This window comes from Micromonospora sp. NPDC049048 (genome assembly GCF_043197615.1).
Classification (GTDB): Bacteria; Actinomycetota; Actinomycetes; order Mycobacteriales; family Micromonosporaceae; genus Micromonospora.
Genome location: NZ_JBICTM010000007.1, coordinates 150,460 through 172,167 on the forward strand (window position 1 = coordinate 150,460; position 21,708 = coordinate 172,167).

General features: G+C 73.9%; 20 protein-coding genes and 1 pseudogene. 8 read left to right on the forward strand and 13 right to left on the reverse strand.

Translation table 11 applies throughout. From position 1 onward, the window contains the following. Positions 1–20: 20 nt before the first annotated feature. Positions 21–227: a DUF397 domain-containing protein gene (locus tag ACGFIG_RS22635; protein WP_393005844.1), complete on the reverse strand. Its 207-nt coding sequence runs from the start codon at positions 225–227 to the stop codon at positions 21–23. Further along, entirely contained in the window at positions 218–847 is a 630-nt protein-coding gene (locus ACGFIG_RS22640; RefSeq protein WP_393006310.1) for a DUF5753 domain-containing protein, read from the reverse strand. The genes ACGFIG_RS22635 and ACGFIG_RS22640 overlap by 10 nt, the downstream gene beginning before the upstream one ends. On the opposite strand from ACGFIG_RS22640, the gene ACGFIG_RS22645 reads away from it, so the two are divergent. The 5 genes from ACGFIG_RS22645 to ACGFIG_RS22665 all read left to right on the forward strand — a co-directional run bounded on the left by ACGFIG_RS22645 (position 794) and on the right by ACGFIG_RS22665 (position 6,384). Next, positions 794–2,080, forward strand: a complete 1,287-nt coding sequence (locus ACGFIG_RS22645; RefSeq protein ID WP_393005846.1) for a sensor histidine kinase — start codon at positions 794–796, stop codon at positions 2,078–2,080. The genes ACGFIG_RS22640 and ACGFIG_RS22645 overlap by 54 nt on opposite strands. Further along, positions 2,077–2,796, forward strand: coding sequence for a response regulator (locus tag ACGFIG_RS22650; protein WP_393005848.1), 720 nt, complete (start codon positions 2,077–2,079; stop codon positions 2,794–2,796). The genes ACGFIG_RS22645 and ACGFIG_RS22650 overlap by 4 nt, the downstream gene beginning before the upstream one ends. 80 nt (positions 2,797–2,876) lie before the next feature. Next, a complete protein-coding gene (locus ACGFIG_RS22655) occupies positions 2,877–3,770 on the forward strand; it encodes an ABC transporter ATP-binding protein (RefSeq protein ID WP_393005850.1) in 894 nt (297 codons plus the stop codon). After that, the gene (locus tag ACGFIG_RS22660) at positions 3,767–4,828 is read left to right on the forward strand and encodes an ABC transporter permease (protein ID WP_393005852.1); all 1,062 of its coding nucleotides are present in this window, start codon (positions 3,767–3,769) and stop codon (positions 4,826–4,828) included. Before ACGFIG_RS22655 ends, ACGFIG_RS22660 begins: the two co-directional genes overlap by 4 nt. Positions 4,829–4,935: 107 nt before the next feature. Beyond that, positions 4,936–6,384 carry a nitroreductase family protein gene (locus ACGFIG_RS22665; protein ID WP_393005854.1) on the forward strand — a complete coding sequence of 483 codons (1,449 nt, stop codon included), beginning with the start codon at positions 4,936–4,938 and terminating at the stop codon, positions 6,382–6,384. 37 nt (positions 6,385–6,421) lie between these two features. Here ACGFIG_RS22665 and ACGFIG_RS22670 read toward each other — a convergent pair whose 3' ends face one another. The 8 genes from ACGFIG_RS22670 to pgsA form a co-directional block, all read right to left on the reverse strand. Next, entirely contained in the window at positions 6,422–7,081 is a 660-nt protein-coding gene (locus ACGFIG_RS22670) for a DUF402 domain-containing protein (protein WP_393005856.1), read from the reverse strand. 98 nt (positions 7,082–7,179) lie between these two features. Then, positions 7,180–7,929, reverse strand: coding sequence for a YebC/PmpR family DNA-binding transcriptional regulator (locus tag ACGFIG_RS22675; protein WP_393005858.1), 750 nt, complete (start codon positions 7,927–7,929; stop codon positions 7,180–7,182). 234 nt (positions 7,930–8,163) lie between these two features. After that, positions 8,164–8,772, reverse strand: a complete 609-nt coding sequence (gene pdxT, locus ACGFIG_RS22680; protein ID WP_393005860.1) for a pyridoxal 5'-phosphate synthase glutaminase subunit PdxT — start codon at positions 8,770–8,772, stop codon at positions 8,164–8,166. A gap of 69 nt (positions 8,773–8,841) precedes the next feature. Further along, positions 8,842–9,759: a pyridoxal 5'-phosphate synthase lyase subunit PdxS gene (gene pdxS, locus ACGFIG_RS22685; protein WP_393005862.1), complete on the reverse strand. Its 918-nt coding sequence runs from the start codon at positions 9,757–9,759 to the stop codon at positions 8,842–8,844. A gap of 205 nt (positions 9,760–9,964) precedes the next feature. Beyond that, positions 9,965–10,465 (reverse strand): hypothetical protein, encoded by a 501-nt coding sequence (locus tag ACGFIG_RS22690; RefSeq protein ID WP_393005864.1) that lies wholly within the window; start codon positions 10,463–10,465, stop codon positions 9,965–9,967. Between the two features lie 2 nt (positions 10,466–10,467). Continuing rightward, positions 10,468–11,628, reverse strand: coding sequence for a glycosyltransferase family 4 protein (locus tag ACGFIG_RS22695; RefSeq protein ID WP_393005866.1), 1,161 nt, complete (start codon positions 11,626–11,628; stop codon positions 10,468–10,470). A gap of 15 nt (positions 11,629–11,643) precedes the next feature. Continuing rightward, positions 11,644–12,576: a phosphatidylinositol mannoside acyltransferase gene (locus ACGFIG_RS22700; protein WP_393005868.1), complete on the reverse strand. Its 933-nt coding sequence runs from the start codon at positions 12,574–12,576 to the stop codon at positions 11,644–11,646. 43 nt (positions 12,577–12,619) lie between these two features. After that, the gene (gene pgsA / locus ACGFIG_RS22705; protein ID WP_393005870.1) at positions 12,620–13,252 is read right to left on the reverse strand and encodes a phosphatidylinositol phosphate synthase; all 633 of its coding nucleotides are present in this window, start codon (positions 13,250–13,252) and stop codon (positions 12,620–12,622) included. 252 nt (positions 13,253–13,504) lie between these two features. Between pgsA and ACGFIG_RS22710 the strand changes: the two genes are divergently transcribed. After that, positions 13,505–15,667 (forward strand): elongation factor G-like protein EF-G2, encoded by a 2,163-nt coding sequence (locus tag ACGFIG_RS22710; RefSeq protein WP_393005872.1) that lies wholly within the window; start codon positions 13,505–13,507, stop codon positions 15,665–15,667. 247 nt (positions 15,668–15,914) lie between these two features. On the opposite strand, the gene ACGFIG_RS22715 is transcribed toward ACGFIG_RS22710, so the two are convergent. Both ACGFIG_RS22715 and ACGFIG_RS22720 read right to left on the reverse strand, forming a co-directional pair. Then, a complete protein-coding gene (locus ACGFIG_RS22715) occupies positions 15,915–16,973 on the reverse strand; it encodes an aldo/keto reductase (RefSeq protein ID WP_393005874.1) in 1,059 nt (352 codons plus the stop codon). A gap of 223 nt (positions 16,974–17,196) precedes the next feature. After that, positions 17,197–17,709, reverse strand: a complete 513-nt coding sequence (locus ACGFIG_RS22720) for an HIT family protein (protein ID WP_393006312.1) — start codon at positions 17,707–17,709, stop codon at positions 17,197–17,199. 222 nt (positions 17,710–17,931) lie between these two features. Here ACGFIG_RS22720 and ACGFIG_RS22725 point away from each other — a divergent pair, with 222 nt between their 5' ends. Further along, a complete protein-coding gene (locus tag ACGFIG_RS22725; protein ID WP_393005876.1) occupies positions 17,932–18,669 on the forward strand; it encodes a D-Ala-D-Ala carboxypeptidase family metallohydrolase in 738 nt (245 codons plus the stop codon). Between the two features lie 61 nt (positions 18,670–18,730). On the opposite strand, the gene thrS is transcribed toward ACGFIG_RS22725, so the two are convergent. Next, complete coding sequence (gene thrS / locus ACGFIG_RS22730; protein WP_393005878.1) at positions 18,731–20,740, reverse strand: threonine--tRNA ligase; 2,010 nt, start codon at positions 20,738–20,740, stop codon at positions 18,731–18,733. 237 nt (positions 20,741–20,977) lie between these two features. On the opposite strand from thrS, the pseudogene ACGFIG_RS22735 reads away from it, so the two are divergent. Further along, positions 20,978–21,448 (forward strand): annotated as a pseudogene (locus ACGFIG_RS22735) (DUF1775 domain-containing protein); the annotation flags it as partial. Positions 21,449–21,708: the final 260 nt, after the last annotated feature.

Below are 21,708 nucleotides of genomic sequence, written 5' to 3' on the forward strand. Positions count from 1 at the left end.
GTGGCACGTGTCTGCGTCGGCTACCCGGCGGGACGCAGCGCGCCGGTGGTGGCCGCGGCGAGGAAGCCGGTCCAGGCCGCGGGGCCGAAGGCCAGCACCGCTCCCCCACGGTCCTTGCTGTCGCGTACGCCCACCACGCCGGCCAGGTTCGTCGCCACCTCGACGCAGGTGGACCCGCCGTTGTCGCTGCGGGTGGACTTCCGCCAGAGCGCGCCGGTCAGCTCCATGACTCCGCCACCTCCGCGAGAAGTTCGCGGGACGCCTTGCGGGGCAGTGCCTCGCCCCGCAGGTTCTCCCATCTGCGTTGGAGGCTATCAATGTCCTCCGAGCGATCGCTCACGTGCGCGCGCAGCGGGGTGTCCAGGTGCGCCACCTCGCCGCCCTCGGGTGTTCGGACCACGATGAACGCGCCGGCCAGCCCAGCATGCATGCCGGCGTCGGCGGGCACCACGTGGATGTCGACCTGGGGCAGCTCGGTGACGTGCAGCAGGTGGGCGAACTGCTCGGCCATCACCGCCCGGCTGCCGATGCGGCGACGCAGCACCGCCTCGTCGACGACGAACACCACCTCCGGCGGGGAGTCCCGGGTCAGCACCGCCTGGCGGGCCAGGCGGGAGGTCACCCGCTGCTCGATCTCCGCCTCCCGCAGCATGCCGCCGCCGGCGAGCACCGCCCGGGCGTACGCCTCGGTCTGGAGCAGGCCGGCATGATCGCGTACCCCGGAAGGCTCGGTGCGGCGGCCCGGGCCGGGTGCCGGACCCGCGGCGACCGGCGGGATGAGATCCTGACCTGGATGGACAGCAGCACGGACGAGAACTGGCGGCGGCCGGGGCCCACCCCGGAGCAGCGCCGGCTCGACGTCTACACCGGGGTGGCCACCACCGTCCTGGCGCTGTTCAGCCTGACCCTGGCCCGCAGCACCGGCGCCTTCGTGCTGGGGCCGCCGCCGTCCTGGCCGGAGCAGATCTTCTGGGCCGTCGCGGTGACCCTGCCGCTGGTCCTGCGCCGCCGGCACCCCGTCGCCGTCACGCTGGTGATCTCGATCGCGTTCATCGCCGGGCAGGTACGCTCCGCTCCCGAGGCGCAGATCAGCTCCGGGGCGCTGTTCGCCGCCATCTACACGCTGGGCGCGTGGGGCCGGAACCGGCGGCTGTCCCGGCGGCTGCGGATCGGCGTCATCGCCACCATGTTCCTGTGGCTCGGGATCTCCTACGCCACCAGTGTCGCCAGCATCCCGGCCGACGCGTTCGCCGGCGCGGTCGGACCGGTGCCCCCGATCCTCGCGGCGCTGGTCAACGGGGTCCTGGTCAACGGCCTGTTCTTCGGATTCGCGTACTTCTTCGGGGAGACCGCGTGGCTGGCCGCCCGGCGTCAGCACGAGGTGCAGACGCGGGCCGAGGAGCTGCGTCGCTCGCAGGCCGAGATCCGCGAGCACGCCGTGGTCGGCGAGCGGGTCCGCATCGCCCGGGAACTGCACGACGTGGTCGCCCACCACGTGTCGGTGATGGGGGTGCAGGCGTCCGCGGCCCGCCGGGTGTTAGACAAGGACCCGGTGAAGGCCCGCGCCGCGTTGAGCGCCATCGAGGAGACCGCCCGCACCGCCGTCGACGAGCTGCGCCGGATGCTCGGCCTGCTGCGCGCCCGCGACGGCGGCCCGGACCGCGCCGACCAGTCGGGACCCGCCGGGATTGACCAGGTCACGGCCGTGGTCGAGCGCGCCCGCGAGGCCGGGCTGCGGGCCACCGTCGGGACGTACGGGGACCCGGTGCCGCTGCCGGACTCGGTCTCCCAGGCCGCGTACCGGGTGGTGCAGGAGGCCGTGACGAACACGCTCAAACACGCCGTCGGCGCGACCACGCTCGACGTGCGGATCCGATACCTGGCACAGGAGGTGGAGGTCGACGTGACCGACGACGGACACGCCGCCCGCCCGGCGAACGCCGACGGGCTCGGCCTGGTCGGGATGCGCGAGCGGGTCGCCACCCACGGCGGCGCGCTGGAGGTCGGCCCACGGGTCGGTGGCGGCTGGCGGGTGCGGGCGCGGTTCCCGTTGCCGCTGCCGGTGGGGCGGCCCGCGTGAGCGCCTGCCACGAGGCGCCCGGGACCGGCCGACCGATCCGGGTACTACTCGCCGACGACCAGCATCTCGTGCGTACCGGGTTCCGGGTCATCCTTGAGGTGGAGGACGACATCGAGGTCGTCGGCGAGGCCGCCGACGGGGAGCGGGCCGCCGGCATGGCCCGGGCACTGCGCCCGGACGTGGTGCTGATGGACGTGGAGATGCCCGGCGTCGACGGGCTGGAGGCCACCCGCCGGATCACCGCCGAACAGGACGGGCCGGGCGGACCAGCCGTGCTGATCCTCACCACCTTCGACCGGGACGACTACCTGTTCGCCGCGCTGCGCGCCGGGGCCAGCGGCTTCCTGCTCAAGAACGGCACCCCGGAGGCCCTGATCGAGGCGATCCGGGTGCTCGCCCGGGGCGACGGCCTGCTCGCCCCGGAACTCACCCGACGGGTGATCGCGACCTTCGCCCGGCCGGGCGAGCCCGCCAGGCCGGACGGCCGGCAGTCGGCCCCCGAGGCGGCGCTGCGGGACCTCACCCCCCGCGAGCGCGAGGTCCTGGTCCTGGTCGCCGGCGGCGCCAGCAACATCGAGATCGCCACCGAGCTGCACCTGGGCGAGGCGACCGTGAAGACCCACGTCAGCCGGGTGCTGGCCAAGCTGGGACTGCGCGACCGCGTGCAGGCGGTGGTCTTCGCGTACGAGCACGGGGTGGTGCGCCCCGGCGGCTGACCGGCCTCCGCCACGAGGGGGACGTCCCGCTCGGTCCCGGGGCGGACTGCGTACGGCGCCCGCCGATCTAGCGTGGACGCGTGACCAGTGTGCTCCGCCTCGACGGCGTCGACCGCAGCTTCGGCGACCGGCGGGTGCTCCAGAACGTGTCCTTCGACGTGGCCGCCGGCCGGATGACCGGCTTCGTGGGCGGCAACGGCGCCGGCAAGACCACCACCATGCGGATCGTCCTCGGGGTGCTCGCCCCGGACGCCGGCGAGATCACGTGGCAGGGGGCGCCGCTGACCCGCGAGGCCCGCCAGCGCTTCGGCTACATGCCGGAGGAGCGGGGCCTCTACCCGAAGATGAGCGTCCGGGAGCAGGTGGCGTACCTGGGCCGGCTGCACGGCATGACCGCCGCCGCGGCGGGCCGCAGCACCGACGCCCTGCTGGAGCGCGTCGGCCTCGCCGAACGCGGCGACGACCTGCTGGAGACGCTGTCGCTGGGCAACCAGCAGCGCGCGCAGATCGCCGCCGCCCTGGTGCACGACCCCGAGGTGCTGGTGCTCGACGAACCGTTCTCCGGCCTCGACCCGCTGGCCGTCGACACGGTCGTGGCCGTCCTGCGGGAGCGGGCCGCCACGGGCGTGCCGGTGCTCTTCTCCAGCCACCAACTCGACGTCGTCGAGCGGCTCTGCGACGACCTGGTGATCATCGCCGGTGGCGTGATCCGGGCCGCCGGCAGCCGGCAGGAGCTGCGCGCGACGTACACCGTGCCCCGGTACGAGCTGGTGGTGCAGAACGACGCCGGCTGGCTGCGGGACGAGCCCGGGGTGACCCTCGTCGACCTGGACGGCGCGCGCGCCGTGTTCGACCTCGCGCCCGGCGCGGACGAGCAGCCGGTGCTGCACGCGGCGCTGGCCCGCGGGCCGGTACGCGCGTTCCGCCCGGTCAGCCCGTCCCTCACCGAGATCTTCCGAGAGGTCACCCGATGAACACGACCCAGGCCACCCGGCTGGTCGCCGCCCGGGAGATCCGGGTCAAGCTACGCGACCGCACCTTCCTGTTCACCACCCTGTTCTTCCTGCTGATCGCCGCCGCCTCGACCATCCTGCCGCCGTTGCTCTCCGGTGGCCCGTCGAGCGTCGCGGCGACCGCGGCGGCGGCCGGCCCGCTGCGCGAGGCGGGCCTCGAGGTGCGTACGGTCCCCGACGACCGCGCCGCCGAGCGGGCCGTACGCGACGGCGACGTCGACGCGGCGGTGGTCTCCGGGCCTGCGGTGCTGGCCATGGACGAGGCCCCCGACGACGTGGTGACGGCGCTGAGCACTCGGCCCGAGGTGCGGCTGCTGGACCCCGACGCGGTGGACCCGGTGGTGGCCTTCCTGGTGCCGTTCGCCTTCGGGTTCGTCTTCTTCCTCACCTCGCAGACCTTCGGCGTGCAGATCGCGCAGAGCATCGTCGAGGAGAAGCAGACCCGGATCGTGGAGATCCTGGTCGCCGCCGTCCCGGTGCGGGCGTTGCTGGCCGGCAAGATGATCGCCGGCACGGTCCTGGCGCTCGGGCAGATCGCCCTGATCGCCCTGGTCGCCCTGGTCGGGGTGCAGTTCGGCGACAGCGGCGGGCTGCTCTCGCTGCTGGCCCCGGCGATCGGCTGGTTCCTGCCGTTCTTCCTGCTCGGCTTCGTGCTGGTGGCCGCCATGTGGGCGGCGGCCGGGGCCCTGGTGAACCGCCAGGAGGACATCGCGGGCGTGTCGACGCCGGTGCAGCTCGCGATCATGCTGCCGTTCTTCGCGGTGGTCTTCCTGAACGACAACGCGGCGGCCATGCGGGTGCTGTCCTACCTGCCGTTCTCCGCGCCGACGGCCATGCCGCTGCGGCTGTTCAACGGGGACGCGGCCGGCTGGGAGCCACTGGTGTCGCTCGCCCTGCTGCTGGTCGCGGCCGCCGCGTTCGTGGCCGCCGGCGCCCGGGTCTACGAGGGCTCGCTGCTGCGTACCAACGGCCGCACCTCGGTGCGTACGGCCTGGCGCTCGCGCGAGACGGTGGGCTGACCGCGCCGCCCGGCCCCCTCGGGACGGGACCGGCCGACCGTGGTCCCCGTCGGGCGTCGCCGGGACGCCCCGGGACGGGCCCGCCGGAGGGCCCGAGCACTGGCAGGATGTCGCGTGTGGACCTCGACTCCGGCGCCGGGCTGCTGCACCGGCTGACGTCGTACGTGCCGAACCGCGAGTGGGACGTGCCCGTGGACGACCCACGGGTCCGCCACGACCTCGTCCCCAACGACCCCGCGACCATGCCCCCGCAGTTCAAGGGCTACCCGGACGACCTGCCCGTCCTCGCCCTGCCGCGCGACCTGCCCGACCCGGGCGTGCCCGCGACGGCCGTGCTCGCGGGCGTCGCGGGCGCGGCCCGGCCCCTCGACGCGGCGCAGCTCGGCCGGGTGCTCTTCCTCGGCGCCGGCGTCGTACGCACCGCCGAACGCCAGGGCCGGCCGTTCCTCTACCGCGCCGCCGGGTCGGCCGGGGCGCGGTTCCCGCTGGAGGTCTACGCGAGCACCCGCGGCGTCGCGGGCGTCCCGGACGGCGTGCACTGGTACGACCCGGCCCGGCACGCGCTCGTCCGCGTCGCTCCCGCCGCCGCCGGGGCGGCCACGACGCTGGTGGTCACGGGCGTGCCGTGGCGGACGGGATGGCGCTACGCCGAGCGCGGGTGGCGGCACCTCTACTGGGACGCGGGGACGCTGCTGTCCCAGCTGTCGGCGGCGGCCGCGAGCGCCGGCCTCGGGCCGCGGCTGCGCACGCTGTTCCCCGACGCCACGGTGCGCGCCCTCGTCGGCGCGGACGGGGTGCACGAGTACCCGCTGGCCCTGCTGACCCTCGGCGACGGCGAGCCCGCCATCGGCCCCACCGGTCCCGCCGCCCCGGGTGAGCTGCCGCCGGTCGAGCTGCCGCTGTGCACCGCCGCGCAGCGCGCGGGCGAACGGGACGCGCTCGGGCAGCCCTGGCCCGACGCGCCGGCGTTGGACGGGTTCCCGCCCTCCGCCACGCTGGACGAGGTGGTGCTCCGGCGCGGTTCGCAGCGCCGGATGGACCGCTCCCGCACGCTGCCGCGCGCCCTGCTGGAGTGGCCGCTGGCCGCGGCCCTCCGGGGCGTACGGGTGCCGCACTGGGTGGCCGTGCACGGCGTCGACGACACCGCGCCCGGCATCTACCGGTGGCCCGACCTGTCGGCGCCGCTGCGGGCGGCGGAGCTGCGCGGCGAGCTGCTGCGGATCTGCCTCGACCAGGCGCTCGCCGGCGACGCGGCGTACGTCGTCGTCGCGGCCACGCCGCTGTCGGCGCTCGACGACCGGGGTTACCGGGACGCCCAGCTCGCCGCCGGGCTGGTCGAGGGCCGCCTGCACCTGGCGGCGTACGCCCTGGGGGCCGGCGCCTCCGGGATGACCTTCATCGACTCCGAGGTTCCCGACCTGCTCGGCGAGCCCGCCGAACTCGCGGCGCTGCTGTTCACCTGCGTCGGCGTCCCCGAGTACGCGTCCCGCGCGGGCGGCCGGCCGGGCAGCCCGGTGGCGGTCCGGCCCGTCCTGCCCCGCCTCGGCGGCGCGTGACGGGGCACCCGGGCCACGGGCGGGCCGGGCGGCGGGGTCAGCGGGACGGCGGGACGGTGTCCCAGCCGGGCGGCAGGGCCGGGGTCGGCCAGCCGGGGTCGGGGCGCCAGGCCGACCACGCCTCGTCCCACCAGCGCTCCCCCGCGTCCAGCAGGGCGGCGATCCGGTCGCCCTCGGCCCGGATGGCGTCGGCCGTCCCCGGGTAGCGCCCCTCCTCGATGCGCTGGGCGAACAGCTCCACGTCCTTCCAGACGTAGCGGTCGTCGCCGGCGCCCCACCAGAGGTCCAGCTCGTGGTCGAGGGTGTCCACCCCGACCGGCGTACGCCGCAGCGGATCCTGGAGGTTGAAGTACCACCCGGCGAACGCCCTCTCCGGGCCGTTCCAGAACACGTCCACGGAGTGTGCCTCACCGGGGCGGTGCAGCATCAGCTTGCCGTGCCCGGTCCACGCCCGGTGCCCGGCGACCTGCCACGGGTGCCGCCCACAGGGAAAGCTGCCGGTCTCGGGGAAGCCGAACCGCGCGCCCGGCGGCAGGTAGAGCGCGAGCAGGTCGGGCGAGTCCTCGACGCAGATCGTCGGGCAGCCGAACCACACCTCGCCGTGCAGGATCTCGCGCCGTACGACGACGTCGCCGGGTGCGAACCGGCCCCCGTCGTACGCCGCACCGCCGCGCTGCGCACGGCCCGGATTGTCCATGCCCGCAGCCTAGCGGTGACCAGCCGCCCGCCATCGGTCTCCGGTGGGGGATCGACGGCGGGCGCGGCGGCGCCGGCTCGCGTACGGGGGCGTCGGGGTCAGCCGACGGCCTCCATCACCTCGTCGCTGACGTCGAAGTTCGCGAAGACGTTCTGCACGTCGTCGCAGTCCTCCAGGACGTCGATCAGCTTGAAGATCTTGCGGGCGCCCTCCTCGTCGAGGGGGACGTTGACGCTCGGGATCAGCGACGACTCGGCCGACTCGTACTCGATGCCGGCGTCCTGGAGCGCGGTGCGGACAGCGATCAGGTCGGTCGGCTCGCAGACCACCTCGAACGCCTCACCCAGGTCGTTGACCTCCTCGGCGCCGGCGTCGAGGACCGCCATCATCACGTCGTCCTCGGTCGTGCCCGCCTTGGGGACGATCACCACGCCCTTGCGGGAGAACATGTACGACACCGAGCCCGCGTCGGCGAGCGAGCCGCCGTTGCGGGTCAGCGCGGTGCGCACCTCGGTGGCGGCGCGGTTGCGGTTGTCGGTGAGGCACTCGATCAGCATCGCCACGCCGTTGGGGCCGTAGCCCTCGTACATGATGGTCTGCCAGTCGGCGCCGCCGGCCTCCAGACCCGACCCGCGCTTGACGGCGCGGTCGATGTTGTCGTTGGGAACCGAGTTCTTCTTCGCCTTCTGGATGGCGTCGTAGAGCGTCGGGTTGCCGGCCGGGTCACCGCCGCCGGTCCGCGCGGCGACCTCGACGTTCTTGATCAGCTTGGCGAACATCTTGCCGCGCTTGGCGTCGATGACCGCCTTCTTGTGCTTGGTCGTCGCCCACTTTGAGTGGCCGGACATCTGCTACCTCCGTTGCTACCCGCCGTCTGCATCGACCGACCGCGCACGCCCCGCCCCCGCCGGCGCACGCGGTGGTGCCGGTCAGCCCTGCGGGAAAGCCGTGACGGGCAGCTGGCCCCGCCGAATCTCGGCAATCCTACCGACGTACGGCGGGGGGATGTCACGCGCGGCACGACGCCGACCCGGCCCACCCGGCTGGAGCTGGGACGACAGGCGGCCTGCGGAGGGCGACGCTCAGCGGGCCGCGCGGACCATCTCGACGAAGTACGCGTGCACCCGCGCGTCGCCGGTCAGCTCCGGATGGAACGAGGTGGCCAGCAGGTTGCCCTGCCGTACCGCCACGATCCGGCCGGCGGCGGGACCCTCGGTCACCGTGCCGAGCACCTCGACGCCGTCGCCGACCCGCTCGACCCACGGTGCCCGGATGAACACCGCGTGGAACGGCCCGCCCTCGACGCCGGTGATCCCCACGGGCGCCTCGAACGAGTCGACCTGCCGGCCGAACGCGTTGCGCCGCACGGTCATCTCGATGCCGGCGAAGCCGCGCTGGTCGGGGCGGCCGTCGAGGACCTCGGTGGCCAGCATGATCATGCCGGCGCAGGAGCCGTAGACCGGCAGCCCGTCGGCGATGCGCTTGTCGATCGGCTCGCGCATCTCGAAGATGTCGGCGAGCTTGCTGATCGTGGTGGACTCGCCGCCGGGGACGACCAGCCCGTCGACCTCGTCCAACTCCCGCGCCCGGCGCACCGGGCGGGCGTCCGCGCCGGCCTCGGCGAGGGCGGCGACGTGCTCGCGTACGTCGCCCTGGAGGGCGAGCACGCCGATGACGGGTGCGTCGCTCATGCCACCGTTCCTCTCCTCAGATGTCGGGAAGGGCACCCGCGGTGCCTCGAAGGGTGCCCTTCCCACCCCTCACCAGCCGCGCTCGGCCAGCCGGTGCGGCTGCGGGATGTCGTCGACGTTGATGCCGACCATCGCCTCGCCCAGGCCCCGGGAGACCTTCGCCAGCACGTCCGGGTCGTCGTGGAAGGTGGTGGCCTTGACGATCGCGGCGGCGCGCTGCGCCGGGTTGCCGGACTTGAAGATGCCGGAGCCGACGAAGACGCCCTCGGCGCCGAGCTGCATCATCATCGCGGCGTCGGCCGGGGTGGCGATCCCACCGGCGGTAAACAGCACCACCGGCAGCTTGCCGCTCTCGGCGACCTCCTTGACCAGCTCGTACGGCGCCTGGAGCTCCTTGGCGGCCACGTACAGCTCGTCGGCCGGCAGCGAGCTCAGCCGGCGGATCTCCTGGCGGATCTTGCGCATGTGGGTGGTGGCGTTGGAGACGTCACCGGTGCCGGCCTCGCCCTTCGAGCGGATCATGGCCGCGCCCTCGGTGATCCGGCGCAGGGCCTCGCCGAGGTTGGTCGCCCCGCAGACGAAGGGCACCGTGAAGGCCCACTTGTCGATGTGGTTGGCGTAGTCGGCGGGGGTCAGCACCTCGGACTCGTCGACGTAGTCCACGCCGAGCGACTGGAGGATCTGGGCCTCCACGAAGTGGCCGATCCGGGCCTTGGCCATGACCGGGATGGAGACCGCGTTGATGATGCCGTCGATCATGTCGGGGTCGCTCATCCGGGACACGCCGCCCTGGGCGCGGATGTCGGCGGGTACCCGCTCGAGCGCCATCACCGCGACGGCACCGGCGTCCTCGGCGATCTTGGCCTGCTCGGCGTTGACCACGTCCATGATCACGCCGCCCTTGAGCATCTCGGCCATGCCGCGCTTGACGCGGGCGGTGCCGGTGACGGGGCTGGCGCTAGCGTTCTGGGCAGTGGTTTCGGGCACGGGTCATCGCTCCTCGGACGTGCTCGGGGGGTGGCTGCGGAAATGCTACGACGGTCCCAACACCGATCCGACAGCCAATCAGGCCCACGGTGGACTGCACTGTGGCAGCCGTCACCGGCCGTCCGGTGGTTCCCACCAGGCCCGCCCCCGCCGTCACCGATGCACGCTTCGTGCCCGGTCGCGCCCGGCGTCCGGTTCCTCCCGCTCAGCCCGCGGGCACGTCGGCCGGGGCCGTGAGCGTGGGGTCGTCGATGTCGAAGTAGCGCGGCCAGGGACGGCGACGCCCCATCCGCAACAGGCGTACCAGCGGGCGGCCACGCGCCGCGCGGGCGTCGCGGACCAGGTCGGTGTGCACCTGGCGGGCCAGGGCGAGCCGTCGGCTGGCGGCGATCACCGCCTCGCAGTCGGGATCCGCCGGGTCCAGCTGCACCGCCCGCAGCTGGCGGGTGAGGTCGTTCTCGGCGGCCTCCCGCTCGTCCGGCTCGGCGTCGAGCGCGATCCGCGCCGCCGCGTACAGCTCGACGCCGTAGCGGCGCTCCGCGAGGACCGCGGCGGCCGCCGCCCGGCGCAGCAGGTGGGCCTCCAGCGCGCGGGCCGCCAGCTCCGCCCGCGCGTGCAACCGGCCGACCCGGCCGGCGGTCCAGACGAGGTACGCCACCACCAGCCCGACGACCAGGGCCGCGAGCACCCACCCGAAGCGCGACATCGTCAGTCCAGCCCCACCCATTCGGTGTCCATGACCCGCCCGTCGGTGGCCTCGATCGCCGCCGCGTACACCTCCAGCACCCGCCGGGCGACCACCGGCCAGTCGAAGGTGGCCACCACCTGGTCGCCGCAGGCGGTCAGCGCGCCCCGGGCGCCCGGATCGTCGAGCAGGTCGGCCAGGACGGTACGCAGCGCCGCCGGGTCCCCGGTCGGGAAGAGCCGGCCGGCCCGCCCGCCGTCGAGCACCCGGCGGAACGCGTCGAGGTCGCTGGCGACGACGGTCGTGCCCGCCGCGAGCGCCTCGGTGAGGATCATGCCGAACGACTCACCGCCGGTGTTCGGCGCCACATAGAGGTGCACGCTGCGCAGCATCCGCGCCTTGTCCTCCTCGGAGACCAGCCCGAGGAAGGTCACCCGATCCCGCAGGTCGGCCGGGAACCGCCCGAACAGGTCGTCGGCGTCACCGGGCCCGGCCACCAGCAGCCGCAGGCCGGGACGCTGCCGGGCCAGCTCCACGAAGGCGTCCCGCAGGATCGGGAAGCCCTTGCGGGCCTCGGTGAACCGGCCGAGGAACCCGATCGCGCCGTCGCGGCCCGGCGGGCACTCCCCCGGCCAGCCCGGCAGCGGCTGGGCGTGGCTGAACTTCGCGACGGCCACCCCGTTGGGGATCTCGACCGCGCCGCCGTCCATGTGCTCGACCTGCACCTTGCGGGCCAGGGCGCTCACCGCGATCCGGGCCGTGATCCGCTCCAGCACGATCTGGAGCACGCCCTGCGCGGCGGCCAGCGCCCGCGACCGGGTCATCGCGGTGTGGAAGGTCGCCACCACCGGGCCACGCGCGGAGAGCACGGCCAGCAACGACAGGCTCAGGGTCAACGGCTCGTGCACGTGCAGCACGTCGAAGTCGCCCCGGGTGATCCAGCGTCGCACCCGCGCGGTGGAGACCGGACCGAAGGCGATCCGGGCCACCGAGCCGTTGTACGGCAGCGGCACGGCCCGCCCCGCCGGCACCACGTACGGCGGCAGCGGGGAGTCCTCGTCGGCCGGGGCGAGCACGCTCACCTCGTGGCCGAGCCCGAGCAGCGCCTCGGCCAGGTCCATGACGTGGTTCTGCACCCCACCGGGCACGTCGAAGGAGTACGGGCACACGATGCCGATACGCACGCGTAGAAGCCTCCCTCACGCCTGTCCGGCGGCCGGGGAGGGCAGGGTCGTGCCGTCACCCGTGCCGTGCTGGTCCAGCCACATCCGCTGCAACATGTGCCAGTCTTCCGGATGCCGGGCGATGCCCGCCGCCAGACCGTCGGCGATCCGCTGGGTCAGCGACCGGACCCGCTGGTCGAGCGGGCCCTCCTCGGGGCCGGGCAGCGGCAGCGGACCCGCGATCGACGCGCACGCCGCGTCCGCTTCGTACCACATCGAGGCGACGTAGAGGGGCGCTCCCGTACGCAACGCGAGCAGGGCCGGGCCCGGGGGCATCCGGGTGCGGTGGCCGAAGAACTCGACCTCCACGCCCCGCGCGGAGAGGTCACGGTCGGCCAGCAGGGGCACCACCGTGCCGGTGCGGACCCGGTCGACCAGCACGTCGAACGCGGGCCGCTCGCCGCCGTGGGTGGGCAGGATCTCCATGCCCAGGCTCCGCCGGAAGGCGAGGAACCGCTGGTAGACGCCCTCGGGTTTGAGCCGCTCCGCGACCGTGGTGATCGGCCAGCCGGTCGCCGCCACCCAGGCGCCGGCGGCGTCCCAGTTGCCGGCGTGCGGCAGCGCCACCACCGCGCCCCGGCCGGCGGCCACGTCGGCGGCGAGCAGCTCCTCGCCGTCGAGGCGGAAGCCGGCCAGGATGTCCGCCCGGCTGAGTGACGGCAGCCGGAACGCCTCCATCCAGTAGCGGGCGTACGAGCGCAGGCCGCGACGGACCAGCTCGTCGAGCTCGGCCTCCGGCAGGTCGGGGCCGACCACCCGGCGCAGGTTCGCGCGCAGTCGGGCCGTACCCCCGCCGCCGCGACGGTGGGCGCGGTCGGCGCCCGCCCGGAACGCCGCCGCCGCGACGGACCGGGGCAGCGCGCGGATCACGCGCCACCCGGCGACGTAGCCGAGCTCGGTGAGGTTCACCGGCGCCAGCCCCCCGGCCACGGCCGACCGGCGGGTGTGGCGCTCATCCCTGCCCGCCCGGGGTGTGCACCCGTTGGGCCTGGCGGTACACGTGCGCCATCCGCTGGCCCACGGTGAAGATCGACACGGCGGCGAGCAGCCACAGCGCGATCTCCAGCGCGGGCTTGACGTTGAAGCCGGTGAGCAGCCCGCCGACACCGACGATGAGCAGCCGCTCGGTGCGCTCGGCGATGCCCACGTTGCAGGTCATGCCGAGGCCCTCGGCGCGGGCCTTCACGTAGGAGACCAGCCCGCCGGCGGCCAGGCAGAGCAGCGCGGCGGCGACACCGGAATAGTTGTGCTGGGTCGCCAGCCAGTACGCGACCGCGCCGAAGACGGCGCTGTCGGCGACGCGGTCCATGCTCGAGTCGAGGAACGCCCCGAACTTCGTGGAGCCCCCGCTCATCCGGGCCATCGTCCCGTCGAGAAGGTCGGTGAGCGCGAAGAAGGTGACTATCAGGGCCCCGGCGACCAGATGACCGCGGGCACCGAAGCCGAGCGCGCCGACGAGCACCCCGAGGGTGCCCGCCACGGTGACCGCGTTGGGAGTTACGCCCGCACGGAGCAGGCGGCGTGCGACCGGCTCGACGACACGGGTCATCCCCGCGCGGGCCGACACTTGGAAGATCTTCGCCATGGCGGTCCCACGATAACGGTCCGCGTAGCGGCAGCGGTACGGCCGGTCAGGCGACCCGCGGGAACGGAGCCTTGTGCCGGCTCCGGATCGGGTGTGAGATCGAGCCAGGGACGTGAGCCAGCTCACCCACCCGCCCGTTGATTACCCGCGATCCTGCACCGCACCGGAGGATGTCGCCGCGGAACCCGACCGGGCCGCTTCCCCGTCGCGCGCGGCGGTCGCCACCAACCACGGCTGAGGGAGGTGCGCCGCATGGCGCAGAAGAGTCAGGAGAAGGGGGCCGCCGGTGGCGCGCCGGTGGTGACCGAGCCCGGCAGGATCCGCAACGTGGTGCTCGTCGGGCACTCGGGAGCGGGCAAGACGACGCTGGTCGAGGCGCTGCTCGCCGCCAGCGGCACCATCGACCGGGCCGGTGCCGTCGCCGACGGCACCACCGTCTGCGACCACGACCCGGCGGCCGTACGCCAGCAGCGCTCGGTGAGCCTGGCCTGCGCGCCGCTGCTGCACGACGGCATCAAGGTCAACCTGCTCGACACCCCCGGCTACGCCGACTTCGTCGGCGAGTTGCGGGCGGGGCTGCGGGCCGCCGACGCGGCGCTGTTCGTGGTCTCCGCCGTCGACGGGATGGACGCCGCCACCGCCGCCCTCTGGGAGGAGTGCGCGGCGGTCGACATGCCCCGGGCGGTGGCCGTGGCCCGGCTGGACCACCCGCGCGCCGACTTCGACGAGGCCGTGGCACTGTGCCAGCGGGTCTTCGGCGACAACGTGCTGCCGCTCTACCTGCCGATGCTCGGCGACGACGGGGTCTCCACCGTCGGCCTGCTCGGCCTGATCACCCGCCGGGTCTTCGACTACACCGCCGGCCTGCCCGCCGACGTACGCGAGCCGGATCCGGAGCACCTGCCCGCCATCGTCGAGTCCCGCAACGAGCTGATCGAGGGGATCATCGCCGAGAGCGAGGACGAGTCCCTGATGGACCGCTACCTCGACGGGGAGGAGATTGGCACCGACGTGCTGGTCGACGACCTGGAGAAGGCGGTCGCCCGCGGCCACTTCTACCCGGTGGTGCCGGTCTGCGCCGAGACCGGCGTGGGGCTGGACGTGCTGCTGGAGGTGCTCACCGCCGGCTTCCCCTCGCCGCTGGAGCACGAGCTGCCCGCCGTCGCGGGGGTGGACGGCTCCCCCCGGCCGCCGCTGACCTGCGACCCGGACGGCCCGCTGGTCGCCGAGGTGGTCAAGACGACCGTGGACCGGCACGTCGGGCGGGTCTCCCTGGTACGCGTCTTCTCCGGCACGCTGCGTCCCGAGCAGACCGTGCACGTCTCCGGGCACGGGATGGCCGAACGGGGCCACCCCGACCACGACGCCGACGAACGGGTCGGCCACATCTACACGCCGCTCGGCGCGGCCCTGCGCGAGGTGGGGGTGTGCGTGGCCGGCGACATCTGCGCGCTCACCAAGTCGGGCAGCGCGGAGACCGGCGACACCATCTCCGCCAAGGACGACCCGCTGCTGATCGCCCCCTGGGAGATGCCCGAGCCGCTGCTGCCGGTGGCCGTCGCCGCCCACAGCCGCGCCGACGAGGACGCCCTCGCGCGCAACCTGGCCCGCCTGGTCGCCGGCGACCCCACGATGCGGCTGGAGCGCAACCCGGAGACCCGCCAGCTGGTGCTCTGGTGCATGGGCGAGGCACACGCCGACGTGGTGCTGGAGCGCCTGCGCGCCGGCGGCGTGCAGCTGGACACCGAGCCGGTCCGGGTCGCGCTGCGCGAGACGCTGACCGTGCCCGCGAAGGGGCACGGCCGGCACGTGAAGCAGTCCGGCGGCCACGGCCAGTACGCCGTCTGCGACATCGAGGTCGAGCCGCTGCCGCCCGGCGCCGGTTTCGAGTTTGCCGACCGGGTGGTCGGCGGGGCGGTGCCGCACAACTACATCCCCTCCGTCGAGAAGGGCGTACGCGCCCAGATGGAGCGCGGCCTGGTCGCCGGCCACCCGGTGGTGGACCTGCGGGTGACCCTCGTCGACGGCAAGGCGCACAGCGTCGACTCCTCCGACGCGGCCTTCCAGACCGCCGGCGCCCTGGCCCTGCGCGACGCCGCCGAGAAGGGCCAGCCGGCGTTGCTGGAGCCGGTGGACGAGGTGGTGATCCGGGTGCCCGACTCCTCCGTGGGCGCGGTGATGGGCGACCTGTCCGGCCGGCGGGGCCGGGTGCTCGGCACCGAGGCCGACCCCGAGGCCGAGGGACGCAGCGTCGTCCGCGCCGAGGTGCCCGCCACGGAACTGCTGCGCTACGCCGTCGAGCTGCGCTCGATGACCTCGGGCACGGGCACGTTCCGCCGCCATTTCGTCCGCTACGACCCGATGCCCACCCACCTGGCCGACCAACTCCGCAATCCCCCGGCCTCCCACCCCTGACCCCACTCCCCCACCCCTGACCCCGTTCCCCGCCCGCCCTCGCCCTGCCCCTCCGCCCCGCCCCCTCCGACCCCGTCGATCATGCAGCTGTGGTGCCCCGCGAAAGGTGCAGGTCAGGGCACATCGGCCACCACAACCGCTTGATCGACCCCTGCGGGGAGGGCGGGCAGGGTGGGAGGGCGGGAGAGGGGGCAGGCGGGCTGGGTGGGTGGGGTGTGGGGCCGGAGGGGCGGCGTCAGGGGCCGGGTCAGGGGCGGGCGGTGGGAGGGCCGGGGGTCGGCCAGTGGGGGCGGTCCGCGTCGCGCAGGGCGGCCGACCGCAGCGCCGCCAACTGGCGTTCCACCTCGGCGAACTGGTCGGCCGACAGCGGGCCCAGGCGCAGCGCGCCGGCGTTCTCCGTCACCTGGGCCACCGTGCGGCAGCCGGGAATCGGGACCGTACGCTCGCTGCGCGCCCAGAGCCACCCCAGCGCGCCCTGCGCGAGGGTACGCCCGTCGGCGGTCAACGCCGCCCGTACGGCGGCGACCCGGCGCAGCCACTCCGGCGCCGGCCGGCCGCCCCGGAACCACTCCAGCCAGCCGGGGGCGACCCCGCGTACGTCGTCGCGGGGCAGCGTGGAGCCGGCCGTGTACTTGCCGGAGAGCAGCCCCATCCCCAGCGGCCCCCGGTTGACGCTGGCCAGGTCGTACTTGTCGCAGACGGCGAGCAGCTCGGGGGCGTCCCGGAGCACCGACAGCGTGTGCTGCACGGCGGTGGCGTGCCGGGCCCCCAGGCCGAACGCGGCGGCCCGGTCGGGGCGGTCGGTGCTCCAGCCGTACGCCCGGATCAGCCCCTCGTCGACCAGCTCCTCCAGGGTGCCCACGAGCGCCTCGGCCCGGGGCACCGGCAGGTCCGCCAGGTGCAGCTGGTAGAGGTCGATCCGGTCGGTGCCCAGCCGGCGCAGCGAGTGCACGACGGCCTGCCGCAGGTACGCCGGGGAGGCGTCCTCGCCGGTGGCCTGGCGGGCGGCCTCGTCGAAGGTGTAGCCCCACTTGGTGGCGATCACGGCCTCGTCGCGCCGGCCGGCGAGGGCCCGCCCGAGGACCCGCTCGCCGTGCCCGGCCCCGTACGTGTCGGCGGTGTCGAAGAGCGTCACCCCGAGGTCGAGCGCGTGCCGGATCGCGCGGACCGACTCGTCGTCGTCGACCGCGCCCCAGCCCAGCGGCTGGCTGCCCTCGGCCCAGGGGCCGCCGATCGCCCAGCACCCCATGCCGAGGGCGCTGACCTCGATGCCGCTGCGGCCCAACGTCCGCGTGGTCACTGCCATCGACAGATCGTGTCACCTCGCGCCCGGAACCGGGCGTGAAGTTCACCGCTGACACGACCGCCCGCACCGCCGATCGCCCCGGGAGCCGGAAGCGGGAGGTCCGGAGGCGGAACCCGGGAGGCGGAGCGGGCGGAGGCGGAAGCCGGAGCGGGCGGGAGGCGGAAGCCGGAGCGGGCGGGAGGCGGAAGCCGAAGCGGGCGGGAGGCGGGAGCGGCCCGGTGCGTCAGGTCGGCCAGGCCCGGGTGAACAGGTCACGGGTGTCGGTGAGCAGTTGCGGCAGGACCTTCGTCCGCCCGATCACGGGCATGAAGTTGGCGTCCCCGCCCCAGCGGGGCACCACGTGCTGGTGCAGGTGCGCGGCGATCCCCGCGCCGGCCACGCCGCCCTGGTTCATGCCCAGGTTGAACCCGTGGGCGTTGCTCACCTTGCGCACCACCCGCATGGCGGTCTGGGTGAACGCCGCCAGCTCGGTGGTCTCGGCCAGGTCCAGCTCGGTGTAGTCGGCCACGTGCCGGTAGGGGCAGACCAGCAGGTGACCGGGGTTGTAGGGATAGAGGTTGAGCACCGCGAACACGTGCTCGCCCCGGGCCACCATCAGGCTCCGCTCCGGCGGCAGCCCCGGCGCCTGGCAGAACGGGCAGCCGGCGGGCCGCTCGTAGCCGCCCTCGGGCCGGTCCTCCCCGGAGATGTAGGTCATCCGGTGCGGTGTCCAGAGCCGCTCCAGGCCGTCGGCCATGCCGCTGTCCGCGTGCCGTTCCACCCCTGTCACGCCACCGATCCTACGTTCCCGGCGGATGCGGCTCCCCGACGCCGTACGCCGGCCCGCTCCCGACCCCTGTCGGCCTGCGGGGCATGGCCGGCATTGAGGGGGATAAATAGGGGGTGAAAGTTCTTGACGAAGTCATAGCCACGAATGAAGAATCCATCCAAATATCATCACCCGTCGATGGGAGCCACTGTGAGAACTGCATTCCGTCGGATCGGCCGGGCGCTGGCCGCCTGTACCCTCGCCGCAGTCACCGCCCTCGTCGGGGTGACGGCGACGAGCAGCCCGGCGTACGCCGACGGCTGCTACACCTGGGGACGCGCCCTGACACAGGGAATGACGGGCGAGGACGTCCGGCAGTTGCAGATCCGGCTCGCCGGCTACCCGGGATACGGCGGGATCCTCGCCATCGACGGGTCGTTCGGTCCGGCCACCCGCTCGGCCCTCATCCGCTTCCAGCAGGCGTACGGCCTGAGCGCCGACGGCGCCGCCGGCCCGCAGACCTTCAGCAAGCTGTACGCGCTGCAGGACGACGACTGCACCCCGGTCAACTTCAGCTACGCGGAGCTGAACCGGTGCAACAGCACCTGGTCCGGCGGCGCGGTCTCCGCGAGCACCGCCAAGTTCAACGCGCTGGTGTCCATGTGGAAGCTCCAGGCCATGCGCAAGGCCCTCGGCAGCGTGTCGATCAACATCAGCAGCGGCTTCCGCAGCTACTCCTGCAACAGCGCGGTCGGTGGCGCCTCCAACAGCCGCCACCTCTACGGTGACGGCGTCGACCTGGTCGGGTCGCCCTCGTTCTGCCGGCTCGCCCAGCAGGCCCGCTACCACGGCTTCGGCAACATCCTCGGCCCCGGCTACCCGGGTCACAACGACCACACCCACGTCGGGGCGACCGGCGGCTGGTCCGCGCCGACCTGCGGGATCTGACACCCGACGACCTGTCGACGAAGGCCCCCCGCGTCGCGGGGGGCCTTCGGTGCGTAACGGGTCAGGCGGCGGACGGGCCGGCATTCGTCCGGGAGCGGACCACGTCGAGCACGTGGGCCACGGCGTCGGCGACCGGCACCCCGTTGCGCTGCGAGCCGTCCCGGTAGCGGAACGAGACGGTGCCGGCGGCCACGTCGTCGTCGCCGGCGATCACCATGAACGGGACCTTCTGCTGCTGGGCGGTGCGGATCTTCTTCTGCATCCGGTCGTCGCCCGCGTCGACCTGGGCACGCACACCCTCGGCCCGCAGGGCGGCCACGAAGTCGTGCAGGTAGTCGGTGTGGTCCTCGCGGATCGGGATGCCGACGACCTGCACCGGGGCCAGCCAAGCCGGGAACGCGCCCGCGTAGTGCTCGGTGAGCACGCCCACGAAGCGCTCGATCGAGCCGAACTTCGCGCAGTGGATCATGACCGGCTGCTGCCGGGTGCCGTCGGCCGCCTGGTACTCCAGCCCGAAGCCCTTCGGCTGGTTGAAGTCGTACTGGATGGTGGACATCTGCCAGGTACGGCCGATCGCGTCCTTCGCCTGCACGGAGATCTTCGGGCCGTAGAAGGCCGCGCCGCCCGGGTCCGGCACGAGGTCCAGCCCGGTCTCCCGGGCGCACTCCTCCAGCACGGCGGTCGCCGTCGCCCAGTCCTCCTCCGTGCCGACGAACTTCTCCGGCTTGGACTCGTCGCGGGTCGACAGCTCCAGGTAGAAGTCGTCGATGCCGAAGTCCTTCAGCAGGCCGAGCACGAAGTTCAGCAGGTGCTTCACCTCACCCGGCGCCTGCTCCTTCGTGCAGTACGAGTGCGAGTCGTCCTGCGTGAAGCCGCGAACCCGGGTCAGCCCGTGGATGACGCCGGACTTCTCGTACCGGTACACCGACCCGAACTCGAACAGCCGCATCGGCAGCTCCCGGTAGGAGCGCCCGCGCGAGCGGAAGATCAGGTTGTGCATCGGGCAGTTCATCGCCTTGAGGTAGTAGTCCGCGCCCTCGAACTCGATGGGCGGGAACATCCCGTCGGCGTAGTACGGCAGGTGACCCGAGGTGTGGAAGAGACCTTCCTTCGAGATGTGTGGGGTCCCGACGTACTGGAAGCCCTCCTCGATGTGGCGGGCCCGGACGTAGTCCTCCATCTCCCGCTTGATCACGCCACCCTTGGGGTGGAAGACCGGCAGGCCCGAGCCGATCTCGTCGGGGAAGCTGAACAGGTCCAGGTCCGCGCCGAGCTTGCGGTGGTCGCGCCGGGCGGCCTCCTCCAGCAGCTTCAGGTACGCCTTCAGCTCGTCGCGGGTCGGCCAGGCGGTGCCGTAGACCCGCTGGAGCTGCGGGTTCTTCTCCGAGCCCCGCCAGTACGCGGCGGCCGAACGCATCAGCTTGAACGCGCCGATGAGCCGGGTGTTCGGCAGGTGCGGGCCCCGGCACAGGTCCGACCAGCAGACCTTGTCCTCGTTGGCGGCGAGGTTGTCGTAGATGGTCAGCTCGCCGCCGCCCACCTCCATCACCTCGGAGGTGTCCAGCCCCTCGCCCTTGACGTCGATGAGCTCCAGCTTGAACGGCTCGGCGGCCAGCTCGGCCTTCGCCTCGTCGAGGCTGCCGAAGCGCCGGCGACGGAACCGCTGACCGGACTTGACGATCTCCTGCATCCGCTTCTCGAGCTTGCCGAGGTCGTCGGGCTGGAACGGCTTGTCGACGGCGAAGTCGTAGTAGAAGCCGTTCTCGATGGGCGGGCCGATGCCGAGCTTGGCGTCGGGGAAGACGTCCTGCACGGCCTGGGCGAGCACGTGTGCCGTGGAGTGCCGCAGCACGTCGAGCCCGTCCGGCGAGTCGAGACTGACGGGCTCGACCTCGGTGTCGACCTGCGGGGCCCAGTCCAGGTCGCGCAGCTGGCCCTGCGGGTCGCGGACCACCACGATCGCCTTCGGGCCGGACGCGGGCAGACCGGCTGCGGCCACCGCGTCGGCCGCCGTCGTCCCGGCGGCGACGACGACGGGGTCGGCCACGGCGGGGGTACGGGGTGCGGACACGGTGACTCCTCCAGCAGACGACACGGATGACGCCGAAAGTTCGGCTCCTGCGATGCTATCGGTCGCCGCCGCCGGCACGGTCGCCGACGCCACCGCCCCCGGATCCGTGGGACGGGCCTCGGGCGCGGTTGTGCTGGCCGCCGCGTTGAACCTTTGCGTCGTCGCATCCGAACTACCGGTTGTATGGCCGGAACCGTGCCGGCCCCGTGGAGACGGATGGGACCGACGATGGCGACGATGCACGGTGTGCGCTCCCGGCGCCGGGCCGGGGCGGTGGCCGTCCTGGTGGCGGCCGGGGTGCTGACCTGGCCCGCCCCCGCGTACGCGGCCGACGTGGCGACCAGCCCGACGCAGGCACGCCAGGGCGGTGCGGTGAAGCTGGAGTTCGTGGTGCCCGACGAACTGCCGGGCGCCCGCGCCGAGCGGATCGAGATCCGGCTGCCGACCGACACCCCGATCGCCGAGGTCTATCCGATGTCGGTGACCGGCTGGGCGCCCCGGATCACCTCCCGCGCGCTCGACCAGCCGCTCACCGGCATCCACTCCTCGCGGGTCGACCAGGTCACCAGCGCGGTGACCTGGATCCGGATGCCCGGGACACCCCCCGGCCCGGCCCGGCTCACCCTCTCCATGGGCCCGCTGCCGCAGGCCGACCGGCTCACCTTCGAGGTGCTGCGGACGTACGCCGACGGCACGGTCGTGCGCTGGGCCGGCCCGACCGGAGCCCGCCGGGCCCCCACACTCACCCTGCTGCCGGCGGTCCCCGGCGCGGCGGCCGGGCACGCCCTACCGGGCGGGGCGGCCGGGCATGCCGGGGCACCGGGCGGGGCGGCCGGTGCGTCGTCGGACGGGGCCGGGCCCGCCGCGGGGCCGCTGACCACGGCCGGCGCAGTCGACGGCGGGAACGCCGACGGGATGCTGGCCGCCGGGCTGCTCGCCGGGCTCGGCGGGGGCGCGGCGATCGGCTG

Bases quoted from the DNA above. Each gene is read 5' to 3' on its own strand.
- ACGFIG_RS22720 (WP_393006312.1), bottom strand. From the start codon at position 17,709: ATGGCCGACGGCCTGGAGCGGCTCTGGACACCGCACCGGATGACCTAC.
- ACGFIG_RS22635 (WP_393005844.1), bottom strand. From the start codon at position 227: ATGGAGCTGACCGGCGCGCTCTGGCGGAAGTCCACCCGCAGCGACAAC.
- ACGFIG_RS22675 (WP_393005858.1), bottom strand. From the start codon at position 7,929: ATGTCCGGCCACTCAAAGTGGGCGACGACCAAGCACAAGAAGGCGGTC.
- pdxT (WP_393005860.1), bottom strand. From the start codon at position 8,772: ATGAGCGACGCACCCGTCATCGGCGTGCTCGCCCTCCAGGGCGACGTA.
- ACGFIG_RS22660 (WP_393005852.1), top strand. From the start codon at position 3,767: ATGAACACGACCCAGGCCACCCGGCTGGTCGCCGCCCGGGAGATCCGG.
- pgsA (WP_393005870.1), bottom strand. From the start codon at position 13,252: ATGGCGAAGATCTTCCAAGTGTCGGCCCGCGCGGGGATGACCCGTGTC.
- ACGFIG_RS22710 (WP_393005872.1), top strand. From the start codon at position 13,505: ATGGCGCAGAAGAGTCAGGAGAAGGGGGCCGCCGGTGGCGCGCCGGTG.
- ACGFIG_RS22665 (WP_393005854.1), top strand. From the start codon at position 4,936: ATGTCGCGTGTGGACCTCGACTCCGGCGCCGGGCTGCTGCACCGGCTG.
- ACGFIG_RS22690 (WP_393005864.1), bottom strand. From the start codon at position 10,465: ATGTCGCGCTTCGGGTGGGTGCTCGCGGCCCTGGTCGTCGGGCTGGTG.
- ACGFIG_RS22670 (WP_393005856.1), bottom strand. From the start codon at position 7,081: ATGGACAATCCGGGCCGTGCGCAGCGCGGCGGTGCGGCGTACGACGGG.
- ACGFIG_RS22715 (WP_393005874.1), bottom strand. From the start codon at position 16,973: ATGGCAGTGACCACGCGGACGTTGGGCCGCAGCGGCATCGAGGTCAGC.
- ACGFIG_RS22645 (WP_393005846.1), top strand. From the start codon at position 794: ATGGACAGCAGCACGGACGAGAACTGGCGGCGGCCGGGGCCCACCCCG.